A 12,314-nucleotide genomic window follows, 5' to 3' on the forward strand; every position below is an offset into this window, starting at 1 on the left:
TCTTACAATTCCAGGAGGCACGATGAATAAAAAACTGAATATTTGGCAGCTAACACCTCCTCAGATACTAGTTTTGGGTTTCGCTGTGATCATTTTCATAGGAGCGGGACTATTAACGTTGCCACTCTCATCGGCGACAGGACATTCAATACCTTTTATTGATGCCTTTTTTACGGCAGTCTCTGCGACTTGTGTTACAGGGCTTGTTGTTGTGGATACCGGAAGTGCTTATACGATGTTTGGGCAGATCGTTATTGTATCTTTGATTCAAGTTGGCGGGCTAGGATTTATGACAATGGCGACATTAGTTGCTTTTGCTTTTCGTAAAAAAATCACTTTAAAAGAAAGGCTAGTCTTACAAGAAGCTTTCAACCAAGGCAGTATGGAAGGCATTGTCCGTTTGATCCGTAAAGTTATTATCTATTCTTTGTCCATTGAAGCTGTTGCTGCTGTTATCTTTACAATTCGGTTTTCTTTCGATTTTGGCTTTACTAGAGGTCTCTATTGCGGCATCTGGCATGCTGTCTCCATGTTCAACAATGCGGGCTTTGATTTGTTCGGTACCGTGGATGCACCTTTTGTTTCGCTAACCGGATATGTCGGTGATTTTGTTGTTAATTTTGTTGCAATGATGCTGATTATTCTTGGAGGAATTGGATTTATTGTCATCTCCGATCTAATGGAATTTCGTAATAAGAGAAAGCTTTCTTTGCATTCAAAGGTCGTTCTGAGCATGAGTGGTTTACTCTTGTTAGTAGGTGCAGTTGGTATTTTTATATTCGAATTTACAAATATCAGAACCTTAGGTTCATTAGATATTGGCGCAAAAGTATTAGGATCCTTTTTTCAATCTGTAACAGCTCGAACGGCAGGAGCCAATACCGTGGACATTGGTGCGCTTCGTCAAGCTTCCCAATTTCTGATAATCATTCTTATGTTTATCGGAGCTTCTCCAGGTTCAACTGGTGGTGGGATCAAGACAACAACATTTACCATTCTGATTAGCGCAATCATCACCATGGTTCGTGGAAAAGAAGATATCGTCATTTATCGCTATCGCTTAGCGAAGGATCGTATTCTCAAAGCAATTACGTTATCCATGATGGCTTTATTCTTAGTCATTATCGTTACAATGATTTTATCCACAACGCAAGATTCATCTTTTATCAAAATTTTGTTTGAAGTCACATCCGCATTTGGAACAGTAGGCCTTTCGATGGGATTGACACCAGAATTAACAACGTTTGGGAAAGTGCTTATTTGTATCACGATGTTTGCTGGACGACTTGGTACAATTACACTAGCCTATGCCCTGCAGCCTAAGCAAGAAAAAGAATTATTTAGATACCCTGAGGGGAAAATTACGATTGGATAGGTGTAGAACAAGATGAAGAAGAAGCAATACGTTGTGGTAGGTTTGGGAAGATTCGGGTCAAGCCTTTCAAGGGAACTTATGAAACTTGGTCATGAAGTTTTGGGGATTGATTTGGACGAAGAAGTCGTGAATGACATGAGTGATGAACTAACACATTCAGTTGTCGCGGACGCAACGGATGAAGATGTACTGAAATCGTTAGGTATTCGTAATTTTGATTGTGCCGTCATCGCCATTGGTAATGATATTCAATCCAGTATTTTGACAGCCATCGTGATGAAAGATTTGGGCGTAACCCAAGTTGTTGCTAAAGCATTATCCGAGCTTCATGGAAAAGTATTGACGAAATTAGGCGTAGATCGCGTTGTTTATCCGGAGCGGGACATGGGCATTCGGGTAGCGCATCAATTGGTCACCCCTAATTTGTTAGATTATATTGAAATTTCCAAAGACTACACGATCGTTGAACTTTCAGTGCCGAAGCGGTTGTGTGGGTTTACTATTCAACAGTTGGATCCGCGAGCGAAGTTTGGCTGCAGTGTCGTGGCCATCAATAAGCAGTCAGGAGTTATCATTGCGCCGCAAGCAGGTGATGTTGTGAATGAAAATGACATTATGGTTATCATTGGAACGAACAACCAAATTAACGATTTTGAAAGTCAAGTTATCGGCTGATCCGCACACATACCATGTCCTGCAGCAAGGGAATTTCTTATGAAGGTGGACAACGCATGTATAAGGTACTCATGATCGAAGATGATGCGATGATTGGTGACATGGTCACGATGTATTTGAAGGAAGAGGGTTTCCAGGTCATCCGAGAGGAGAATGGGACTAGCGGGATTGCAGCAATACCGCAATTTCAACCTGATCTGATTCTGCTCGATTGGGTGCTGCCCGACATGGACGGGCTAGCGATTTGTCGTCAAGTTCGTGAGACCTCCAGTGTACCGATCATGATTGTTTCGATGAAAAACAAAATCGTTGAGCGGGTTAACGCCCTAGGGGCGGGCGCAGATGATTTCATGTGCAAGCCATTCAGCATGCATGAATTGATTGCAAGAGCCCATGCACTTATTCGTCGCGCGCAGAGATTTCCATCTATGAATCAGTTGCCTATAACGCAGCCGAGTCAACAGGACGAGGAAAAGGAAGAAGTAAAACCCGCTAAATCAACTGCTTTTGCGGCTGTGATGGATAAGCAGGACAAGATAACACTTAATACGAACACTCGTTCCATGAGTGTGCATGGTGAGACCGTTGAGACAACCTATTCCGAATTCGAGATTATGAAATGCTTTGTTAACAACCCAGGCCGTGTGTACAGTCGGGAAGACTTGTTGCAAACTGTGCGCGGATTTGACTCATTCGTCACCGATAGGGCAATTGATGTACATATCGCTAACCTTCGTAAGAAGATCGAAGACAACCCCAAAGAACCGAAATGGATTCGGACCGTTTGGGGTGTTGGCTATAAATTTGTGCCCATGTAAGTGTGTGGGCGGGTTAGCGGTTCTTGGCAAAATAGGCAATGGCCTGAGAGACGAATTTCATAGACTCCGCATTATCTGCCGAATGATCGGAGTAGATGAGCGAGGTTGTTCGTTTGGTTTGTTCCAATTCTTGGAGTTCTCTTAGAATTAGTTCATTATTCTGAATTAAATCTTGGCGTAAATAGGATTTAGGCAATAAAGTTGCCGTCTTACATGTTGAGACGAGTCGTATGATCGCTTCGAAGGAATCGATCTCCATCTGAACATTGGGGAATATCGTGAACCTGTTGAACAGCTCGTCCATCAGAATACGATACCAAGTACCTTTGGAGAAGAGGATCATGGGCAACTCATTCAAATCCTGCATCGTAATCTCTGTTCGATCGATCAAGGGATGTCCAGCCGGGAGCACCAGGCTGAGATGGTCGTCGAACAAAGGCTCACAGTGGAGACTTGTTGCATTGATTTGTGAGGCAACGATGCCGATATCCACTTTGTTGTCTTTGACCAAGGATACAATCTCATGCGTCTTGCCGGTAAGAAGCTTGATATCTGTAAGTGGATAGTCTTGCAAATAATCAGTGATGAGATCAGGGAGTGTAGATTGGAGTGTTGTCAGAGAAGCACCTATAGTAAGTGAAGACAAGCTGCCCGCGGCTTTGTAACTATGAAGTGCTTGCTTGAACTTCCGCTCTAGATGGCGCTTCTCTAACGCATGGTCATAACAAATCTGCCCCGCTTTCGTTAACTCCAGTCTTTTCCCCTTCCGGATAAAAAGCTCCACGCCAAGCTCATCTTCCAGCTTCATAATTTTGCGCGATAGGGCAGGCTGTGAAATGTTTAACAATTGTGACGCTTTATTCAGGCTTACTTGTTCGACTACGATGGCGAAGACATCTAATAACTCCATAAGTATACCTGCCTTCTATATGTGAAATAGTTATAAGTAGATATAAAAAATCGGCACTTCCATTATAAGCATGAAAGAGGTACGATGTACATGTCACAAATTAGCTATATTTCGTGGACCTTTGTGTATAATCATTGACTGAATTGGCACAATAGGCGTGGATGATTATGGGTTGACGCTCGTTTGCGGCGAGAGTACAATGGTATGTGGCTTGTTTTGTCAAAACTTGTCTGATTGTAGCAGGGATTGAATTTTGTTGAGGGGGGAATTGGTTACATTATGAGTAATTCGTATTACTTTCGAAAGATCCACTCGTTACTAGGTGTCATTCCGGTGGGCTTCTTCCTTATTGAGCATTTGCTCACTAACTATGAAGCTACCAAAGGACCTGAAGCCTTCCTGGATCAAATTAATTGGTTGAACGATTTGCCGCTAAGACTGTTATTGGAAATCGTGGGAATCTGGCTTCCGCTTCTTTACCATGCCGTTTATGGACTTTATGTAGCGTACCAGTCACGTAATAACGTATCCAGTTACGGATATTTCCGTAACACGATGTTTATGTTGCAACGTGTGACAGGGGTACTTACATTTCTGTTCATCGCCTGGCATTTATTCGAGACTCGCGTTCAAGTTGCCCTAGGCAATGTAGCGCATGAAGCTCTTGGCAATACGATGCATGATATTGCGACGAATCCTGTTATTTTTATTCTGTATCTGGTAGGTATTGTTTCGGCAACGTTCCATTTCTGCAATGGCTTGTGGTCATTCTTAGTAAGCTGGGGTATTACAATTGGGCCGCGTGCGCAACGCTTTTCGACTATTATTACAATGGGCTTGTTCGTTCTAATGACAGTGATGTTTATTATGTCATTAACTGCGTTTACAGGTACCGAATTTTCAGTTCCAGTAGAAGCGCATACGGGGAAATAAGGGAGGGTGAACAGAAGTGGCTAATTCAAAAATCATCGTCGTCGGCGGAGGCCTTGCGGGACTCATGGCGACAATTAAAGCAGCAGAGGCTGGGGTACATGTACAATTGTTCTCCTTAGTTCCTGTGAAACGTTCCCACTCCGTATGTGCGCAAGGCGGCATTAACGGTGCGGTGAATACGAAGGGTGAAGGTGACTCCACGTGGGAGCACTTTGACGATACAGTATACGGGGGAGATTTCTTAGCGAATCAACCTCCTGTTAAAGCATTATGCGACGCAGCGCCAGGCATTATTCACTTGATGGACCGTATGGGCGTTATGTTTAACCGTACACCAGAAGGTTTGCTTGATTTCCGTCGTTTCGGTGGTACCAAATATCACCGTACAGCATTTGCTGGGGCAACGACAGGCCAACAACTCCTGTATGCGTTGGATGAGCAAGTTCGTCGCTGGGAAACAGCGGGTCTTGTAACGAAATTCGAACACTGGGAATTCCTGGGTTCTGTTATTGACGACGAAGGCGTATGCCGTGGTATCGCAGCACAAGATTTGCGCAGCATGGAAATTCAAACATTCCCATCTGATGCGGTTATCTTGGCAACAGGCGGTCCTGGTATCATTTTCGGGAAAACAACGAATTCCGTTATTAACACGGGGACAGCAGCAAGTGCGGTTTACCAACAAGGTGTTAAATATGCGAATGGTGAAATGATTCAAATTCATCCAACGGCGATTCCGGGAGACGACAAGCTGCGCTTGATGTCCGAATCAGCACGTGGTGAGGGCGGACGTATTTGGACGTACAAAGACGGTAAGCCTTGGTATTTCCTTGAAGAAAAATATCCAGCCTACGGTAACCTTGTGCCTCGTGATATTGCAACGCGTGAGATTTTCTCCGTGTGTATTGATCAGAAGCTCGGGATTAACGGCGAGAACATGGTTTACTTGGATCTTTCTCATAAAGACCCGAAAGAGCTTGATATTAAGCTTGGCGGTATTATGGAAATTTACGAGAAGTTCATGGGCGACGATCCGCGTAAAATTCCAATGAAGATTTTCCCTGCGGTTCATTATTCCATGGGCGGCATGTGGGTTGACTATAACATGATGACGAACATTCCTGGCCTATTCGCAGCAGGTGAGTGTGAGTATCAGCATCACGGTGCAAACCGTTTGGGTGCGAACTCCCTCGTATCCGCCATCTATGACGGCATGGTTTCTGGTCCTAAAGCGGTTGAGTATATCCGCGGCTTATCCAAGCATGCAGATGATACGTCCTCGATCATTTATGATCGTGAGAAGAAGCGCCATCAAGATCGTTATGAGAGCTTGCTCAAAATGAACAACGGTACAGAGAATGCGTACGTACTTCATAAAGAGCTTGGCGACATGATGAATGCGAACATGACGGTTGTTCGTTACAACGATCGTTTGAATGAAACAATTGGCAAGATCAAAGATTTGAAAGAGCGTTACAACAACATTAACATCACAGATACAGCTCGTTGGAACAACCAGGGTGTTGCGTTTACACGTCAACTTTGGAATATGTTTGAACTTGCTGAGGCGATGACGGTTGGTGCCTTGATGCGTGATGAGAGTCGTGGTGCACATTACAAGCCGGAATTCCCTGAGCGTGATGATGACAACTTCATGAAAACGACAATCGCGGATTGGACGCCTGATGGTCCTAAAATTTCCTACGATGAAATTGATGTATCGTTGATTAAACCTCGTAAACGTGACTACTCTACGGAGAAGAAAAAGGAGGGATCCTGATCATGGCAGAGACACTAAGCGCAACGAAAACCGTGAAGTTTATCGTGACTCGTCAAGAGAGTCCGGATTCCAAACCGTATACAGAGGAGTTTGAAATTCCTTACCGTGCGAACATGAACGTAATCAGCGGTTTGATGGAAGTTCAGCGTAACCCGAAGAATGCGAATGGCGAAAAAACAACACCCGTATGTTGGGAATCCAACTGTCTGGAGGAAGTTTGTGGCGCTTGTTCGATGGTGATCAACGGGAAGCCGCGCCAAGCTTGTTCCGCGCTTGTAGATAAGCTGGAGCAGCCGATTCGTGTAGCGCCAATGAGCACGTTCCCTGTTATGCGTGACCTTGTTATCGACCGTGGACGCATGTTCAATGCGTTGAAGAAGGTTAAAGCATGGGTTCCAATCGACGGCACCTACGATCTTGGTCCTGGACCGCGTATGGCTGAGTCGAAGCGTCAATGGGCGTATGAGCTGTCCAAATGTATGACATGCGGTGTTTGTTTGGAAGCTTGTCCGAACGTCAACGACAAGAACTCCTTTATCGGACCATCCGCGTTGTCTCAAGTTCGTCTATTCAATGCTCACCCAACAGGTGAAATGAATAAAGACGAGCGTTTGGATACGCTGATGACAGACGGTGGTATCGAAGGCTGCGGCAACTCGCAGAACTGCGTACGCTCCTGTCCGAAGGGTATTCCGCTTACGACATCAATCGCAGCATTGAACATGGATACAACGAAGCATTTGTTCAAGAAATGGTTAGGCGTATAAGTTACGCTGACTGATAGAAAGGCCTAGCACCTCTGGTGCTGGGCCTTTTTTTTGGTTTTGGGAAAGTAAATAGGGAAATACTACTTGCAGGTGAGAAATATGACAAATTCGATGCGTAACCTAGCAAATCCAGAGGAGGAAGTCTTTGGTGAAAATATTTTCTAATAATTAAAATTTGGTGAAATTAATTTACAGAATGAAATTTATATGTTAATGTTGATCTTGCCAAACATTATAAACACGAGGAGGGGAATTCATTGAGATTAGAAAAATTCCATGGCATCATACCAGCATTTTATGCATGCTATGACGATCAAGGTGATATCTCAGAAGCCCGAACCAACGCATTATGTGATTATTTGCATGAGAAAAAAGTGAATGGGGTCTACGTCGGAGGAAGTTCCGGTGAATGTATTTACCAAAACCTTGACGAACGCAAAGCGGTGCTTAGTTATGTGGCTAACCGTTTGAAAGGCAAAATGACGTTGATTGCCCATGTAGGGGCACCTTCTACAAGAGACAGCATTACACTTGCGAAACATGCAGCAGAGTTGGGGTATGATGCCCTATCTGCGATCCCGCCTATTTATTTCAAATTGCCAGATAGTTCTGTTTATAAATATTGGAATGAAATTATCGAAGCAACTCCACTGGAATTTATTATATATAACATTCCTCAAACGACAGGTTATACATTAACTACGGCGCTATTCGAGAAGCTTCTTGCTAACCCGAAAGTAATCGGTGTGAAAAACTCCTCCATGCCAACGATGGATATCGAACGATTCAAAAGAGTCGGCGGAGACAATGTTGTTGTATTCAATGGCCCTGACGAACAGTATGTGGCTGGAAGAATTATGGGGGCTGATGGTGGAATCGGCGGTACGTACGCGGCGATGCCGGAATTATTCTTACAAGCAAATGAATTCTTCCTTCAAGGCAAGTTTGAAGAAGCGAAACGCATCCAAAGCTGTATTAATGACATCATTATCGCGCTATGCTCACAGAATGGATCCATGTATGCCGTTATCAAAGAAGTTCTGAATCGCAGAGGCGTGAACATTGGCGGCGTTAGAGGGCCGCTAGAAGGTATCAGCACTGAAGATTTAGGACGCATAGATAGCATTGTGACGATGATTGATGAAGCGGTTCAAGAGTTCTGCAAATGATGAAAAAAACCATCGTATGTTTTGGAGACTCCAACACATGGGGCTACAATGCAGAAACGGGTGCAAGATTCGATGAGGAGTTGAGATGGACGAGCCATCTCGCTTCACATCTAGGGAGTTCGTACACGGTTATAGCAGAGGGGCTCAGCGGTAGGACAAGTGTTTGTGAAGATCCGTTGTTCGAAGGGTTGTCGGGTTTACCGTATCTCTATCCATGTCTGATGTCGCATTCTCCTTTGGATTGGGTAGTGATCATGCTAGGGACTAACGACACGAAAGAACGCTTCGGTCTTACTTCTTATAATATTGCGCAAGGGATTGTCAGACTGGCGAAAAAAGCTAAAGGGATTGAGTCAGGAATTGGCGGTCAGACACCAGAAGTTCTAGTGATTGCTCCACCTCCCATAGGGGAGAAGTACATCGATACGCCAATAGGCGAAGCGATGGGAAGCCATTGCAGCGAGAAATCGTTGGAGCTGGCGGGACACTTGGAGAGATTGCTTAGAGGGACGGGCATTCATTATGCAGATTCCAAGAATGAAGTTGCCATGAATGAGATTGACTATATGCATCTAGATGCGGATGGTCACCGAGAGATGGCGAAATTCATATGGAGTCAGGTCACAACTAGAATAGATAAGGGGTAGATTAATGATGAAAATTAAACGCTTTCCAATAGCTGTTTTGGCTCTGACGATGTTGACTTCAATTGTTGCGGGATGTACAAGCGGTAATAAAGAAGCCACTAGTACTAGCAATGCCGGAGAAGCTGCTGGGAAAAAGGTAGAGCTTAAAGTTTGGCTGACACCACAGTGGAAAGGTGTTCTAGATTCTACAGAGGCAGGCGCTGACTACGACAGCTTCTTGAAAGCTGCGGCTGAGAAGTTCTCTGCGCAATACAAAAAGTATGATGCCAAAATCAAAGTAGAAGTGATTGCAGGCGATCAACGCGACCAATTACTGAATGTCAACTTAAGCAGTGGAACGGCGCCAGATGTATTTTTTGAAAGCGTTTTTGCCATGGGCGATTATGTTCATCGCGGTGCTTTAGTGCCGTTAACTGATATTGTGGATGATGCATCCAAAACCGACATTGCCAAAAACTTTTGGGATGCGGTGACTTTCGGTAAAGATGTTTATTTCTATCCGTTCCAACATAACCCAGGAACTTTAGTCTATAACGCGGATATGCTCAAAGCAGCCGGTCTAGAGAAGTTCATTGGCGGACCTAATGAGATTAAGACATGGACATTAGCCGAGTATGAGCAAATTCTAAAAGGTCTGAAAGACAACCTGCCTAAAGATAAGTATTCCAATGCTTATCCGATGTCACTTTATGCTGTAAATAATCAAGGGGACACGTGGAACCTTGCCTATATGAGAATGTTCGGTAATAAATTCTTTGACGATAAAGGGAATATCGTGCTTGATGATGCGAACGGTGCTAAAGCTGCTAATTGGTTGAAGAAAATCAGGGACGCAGGTTATACGAATCCAGGTCCTGAATCGGTATCGTCCAATGATGCCAACGGCATGTTCCGCAATCAGCAATTAGCGATCTCCTTTACGAATCCGATCTTGTTCAACAACACCAAAGCGGATATGGCTAGCGGCAAGAGCGCGAAGTTCGATGTACGCCTAGCTAATATTCCGTCCGAAAGCGGAGATCCATTGTCCTTTACGTACGTAGTTGGCGCGAGCGTATTCCAAAATAAAGACAAAGCGAAAGTCGAAGTAGCTAAAGATTTTGTGAAATTCTTCTCCACAGATTCTGAATTGGTGAAGTCTTCGAAGAATGGTATCCCAGTAAGAACTTCGGTTTCCAAAGAACTCAAAGACGTGAACCCGCTCTTTGCTGCTTACGACGCAAACTCTAAGTATTTATTTAACTTCAGTGGTAACGTTCCAGGTTATAGTCAATTAAGAGAAGTGCTTTACCCTGAGCTTCAAGCCCTATACACAAATGCCAATACTCCTGAACAGGCAGTGAAGGATTATCAATCCAAAGGCAACAAGGTTATTCAAACGAATAAAGAGAGCTCAGTTATCTATCAAACGAAGTAAATGACTCATTAATAACCGATTAATAGCCTTGGGATCCGAGTGATCCTAAGGCTGCTAATTAGAAAGGAAAACCGATATGAGAATACGCAGTCAATCCCTCAAAGATAGTATCACCGGTTACCTGTTTATTTCACCACAGATGCTGATTTTCTTAGTTTTCTTGGTATATCCGATTATTGAAGGTATAAGACTTAGCTTGTATCGGATCAATTATCAATCAGAAAAGTTCGTTGGACTGGATAATTATGTGGCGCTGTTTAACGATCCTGTATTTTTCAAAGCGCTCATAAACACCGTTGTGTTCGTCGTGTTTATCGTTATTCTTACGGTCGGTTTCGCGCTGTTCGTAGCTTCCGCTGTATTTGACAAGAATGCCAAGTATGTTTCATTCATTCGAGGCAGCTACTATGTACCGGTAATGGTCTCAATGGTTGTCATGAGTATGGTGTGGAGTTTCTTACTGAATCCAGCGAATGGGTTGATTTCTTATTTCTCTCAGGAAATGGGTTTGGGTAATGTTAATTTATTAGGGAAAACAACAACGGTTATGCCGGTTATTATATTCGTAACATTCGCAACAAATGTGGGACAAGCGATCATTCTCTATATCGCCGCGATGCTGGGTGTATCGAAAGATCTGTTTGAAGCGGCGGAAGTGGACGGGGCGAGCAGATCGCAGGTCATTTTCAAAATATTGATTCCTTCTGTCCAATCCACAACGGTTTATATTGTGATCATTAACATTATTGCTGTTTTGAAAATATTCGTAGTCATCCAGCTCTTAACGGGTGGTGGGCCGAATAATGCTTCCGTAACACTGATGTATTATCTCTACAATAACGCATTTAAATATAATCAACTTGGTATGGCTTCAGCTGTTGGGGTAATCATGTTCGTGATTACATTATTGTTGTCCGTGCCTCAATTAAGAAGCTTAGTCAAGGAGAAGTAAAGGGGGGTATTCAGCATGTCGAAATCAAACAGCAAGAAGAAAATGGAGCGGATTGATATCATATCAAATGTGATCATTTTCATCTTCGCGATATTTAACTTGTTTCCTTTATATTGGCTCTTTACAAGTTCACTTAAAAATAGTTCGGATGTTGTGAAAATGCCGCCTGACTGGTGGCCGACCACGATTACTTTCTCTAACTATGTAGACGTATTTCAAAGTCAACCAGCACTGAGATGGGTATTCAATAGTGTGTTCGTTTCTGGTGTCACCACGGTGCTTGTCATCGGTGTTGGGGCTATGGCCGCTTATGCTTTTTCGAAAATTAGGTTCAAAGGCAGTAATATCATCTTCATTATTTTTGTAGCGAGCCTGATGATTCCGAAAGAAATCATGATCGTTCCGCTATTCCGGATCACGCAGCAATTCGGGATGGTGAACAGTTATAACGGCATGATCTGGCCGAACGTTGCCACTGCATTTGGTGTGTTTTTGTTAAAAGGGTTTTTCGATACAGCGCCAAATGCGTTAAGAGAAGCGGCGAGAATTGACGGAGCTGGTGAGTGGAAGACCTTCATGCAAATCATGCTTCCAATTGTTAAACCTGGTATTGGTGCACTATTTATTTTAAACTTTGTACAAGTATGGAACGATTATTTATGGCAGTCCGTCGTTGGACAAGAGAAAAATATGAAAACTCTGATGGTAGGTACGGCAACTTTGATGCAGGACCTTAATCCGAATTTTGCCTATAAGATGGCAGGAGCCACGGTTGCTGCAATTCCAATGCTGTTAATATTCGTCTTGTTCCAACGTTATTTTACTCAAGGCATGACGGCTGGCGCAGTGAAGGAATAAAAATATAGGTGTG

General features: G+C 43.6%; 12 protein-coding genes. 11 read left to right on the forward strand and 1 reads right to left on the reverse strand.

Annotation, left to right across the window (positions count from 1 at the left end; translation table 11 throughout):
• The first annotated feature begins 22 nt into the window (after positions 1–22).
• Genes A8708_RS14195 through A8708_RS14205 form a run of 3 tightly spaced genes read left to right on the forward strand, consistent with a single transcriptional unit; the run spans position 23 to position 2,868 of the window.
• Positions 23–1,375 carry a TrkH family potassium uptake protein gene (locus A8708_RS14195; protein ID WP_068664438.1) on the forward strand — a complete coding sequence of 451 codons (1,353 nt, stop codon included), beginning with the start codon at positions 23–25 and terminating at the stop codon, positions 1,373–1,375.
• A 12-nt stretch (positions 1,376–1,387) separates the two neighbouring features.
• Positions 1,388–2,050: a potassium channel family protein gene (locus A8708_RS14200; protein ID WP_068664440.1), complete on the forward strand. Its 663-nt coding sequence runs from the start codon at positions 1,388–1,390 to the stop codon at positions 2,048–2,050.
• 56 nt (positions 2,051–2,106) lie between these two features.
• Complete coding sequence (locus tag A8708_RS14205) at positions 2,107–2,868, forward strand: response regulator transcription factor (protein WP_068664442.1); 762 nt, start codon at positions 2,107–2,109, stop codon at positions 2,866–2,868.
• Positions 2,869–2,881: 13 nt separating this feature from the next.
• On the opposite strand, the gene A8708_RS14210 is transcribed toward A8708_RS14205, so the two are convergent.
• Positions 2,882–3,778 carry a LysR family transcriptional regulator gene (locus A8708_RS14210; protein WP_068664444.1) on the reverse strand — a complete coding sequence of 299 codons (897 nt, stop codon included), beginning with the start codon at positions 3,776–3,778 and terminating at the stop codon, positions 2,882–2,884.
• A gap of 276 nt (positions 3,779–4,054) precedes the next feature.
• Here A8708_RS14210 and A8708_RS14215 point away from each other — a divergent pair, with 276 nt between their 5' ends.
• The 8 genes from A8708_RS14215 to A8708_RS14250 all read left to right on the forward strand — a co-directional run bounded on the left by A8708_RS14215 (position 4,055) and on the right by A8708_RS14250 (position 12,301).
• Complete coding sequence (locus A8708_RS14215) at positions 4,055–4,711, forward strand: succinate dehydrogenase cytochrome b558 subunit (RefSeq protein ID WP_157264774.1); 657 nt, start codon at positions 4,055–4,057, stop codon at positions 4,709–4,711.
• Positions 4,712–4,727: 16 nt separating this feature from the next.
• On the forward strand, positions 4,728–6,491 hold the full coding sequence (sdhA, locus tag A8708_RS14220) for a succinate dehydrogenase flavoprotein subunit (protein ID WP_068664448.1): 1,764 nt from the start codon (positions 4,728–4,730) through the stop codon (positions 6,489–6,491).
• A 2-nt stretch (positions 6,492–6,493) separates the two neighbouring features.
• On the forward strand, positions 6,494–7,258 hold the full coding sequence (sdhB, locus tag A8708_RS14225; protein WP_068664450.1) for a succinate dehydrogenase iron-sulfur subunit: 765 nt from the start codon (positions 6,494–6,496) through the stop codon (positions 7,256–7,258).
• 257 nt (positions 7,259–7,515) lie between these two features.
• A complete protein-coding gene (locus tag A8708_RS14230) occupies positions 7,516–8,427 on the forward strand; it encodes a dihydrodipicolinate synthase family protein (protein WP_068664452.1) in 912 nt (303 codons plus the stop codon).
• On the forward strand, positions 8,427–9,074 hold the full coding sequence (locus tag A8708_RS14235; protein ID WP_082927509.1) for a GDSL-type esterase/lipase family protein: 648 nt from the start codon (positions 8,427–8,429) through the stop codon (positions 9,072–9,074). The genes A8708_RS14230 and A8708_RS14235 overlap by 1 nt, the downstream gene beginning before the upstream one ends.
• Positions 9,075–9,081: 7 nt before the next feature.
• Positions 9,082–10,491 (forward strand): ABC transporter substrate-binding protein, encoded by a 1,410-nt coding sequence (locus A8708_RS14240; RefSeq protein WP_068664570.1) that lies wholly within the window; start codon positions 9,082–9,084, stop codon positions 10,489–10,491.
• 76 nt (positions 10,492–10,567) lie between these two features.
• Positions 10,568–11,443 (forward strand): carbohydrate ABC transporter permease, encoded by an 876-nt coding sequence (locus A8708_RS14245; RefSeq protein WP_068664456.1) that lies wholly within the window; start codon positions 10,568–10,570, stop codon positions 11,441–11,443.
• A gap of 15 nt (positions 11,444–11,458) precedes the next feature.
• Positions 11,459–12,301: a carbohydrate ABC transporter permease gene (locus tag A8708_RS14250; RefSeq protein WP_068664458.1), complete on the forward strand. Its 843-nt coding sequence runs from the start codon at positions 11,459–11,461 to the stop codon at positions 12,299–12,301.
• The last annotated feature ends 13 nt before the right edge of the window (positions 12,302–12,314 follow it).

It is taken from the genome of Paenibacillus oryzisoli (genome assembly GCF_001653565.1).
Taxonomy (GTDB): Bacteria; Bacillota; Bacilli; order Paenibacillales; family NBRC-103111; genus Paenibacillus_E; species Paenibacillus_E oryzisoli.

Excerpts from the sequence above, each read along its gene's own strand:
- A8708_RS14250 (WP_068664458.1), top strand. The coding sequence starts at position 11,459 with ATGTCGAAATCAAACAGCAAGAAGAAAATGGAGCGGATTGATATCATA.
- A8708_RS14240 (WP_068664570.1), top strand. The coding sequence starts at position 9,082 with ATGAAAATTAAACGCTTTCCAATAGCTGTTTTGGCTCTGACGATGTTG.
- A8708_RS14200 (WP_068664440.1), top strand. The coding sequence starts at position 1,388 with ATGAAGAAGAAGCAATACGTTGTGGTAGGTTTGGGAAGATTCGGGTCA.
- A8708_RS14205 (WP_068664442.1), top strand. The coding sequence starts at position 2,107 with ATGTATAAGGTACTCATGATCGAAGATGATGCGATGATTGGTGACATG.
- A8708_RS14235 (WP_082927509.1), top strand. The coding sequence starts at position 8,427 with ATGAAAAAAACCATCGTATGTTTTGGAGACTCCAACACATGGGGCTAC.
- sdhB (WP_068664450.1), top strand. The coding sequence starts at position 6,494 with ATGGCAGAGACACTAAGCGCAACGAAAACCGTGAAGTTTATCGTGACT.
- A8708_RS14245 (WP_068664456.1), top strand. The coding sequence starts at position 10,568 with ATGAGAATACGCAGTCAATCCCTCAAAGATAGTATCACCGGTTACCTG.
- A8708_RS14195 (WP_068664438.1), top strand. The coding sequence starts at position 23 with ATGAATAAAAAACTGAATATTTGGCAGCTAACACCTCCTCAGATACTA.
- A8708_RS14210 (WP_068664444.1), bottom strand. The coding sequence starts at position 3,778 with ATGGAGTTATTAGATGTCTTCGCCATCGTAGTCGAACAAGTAAGCCTG.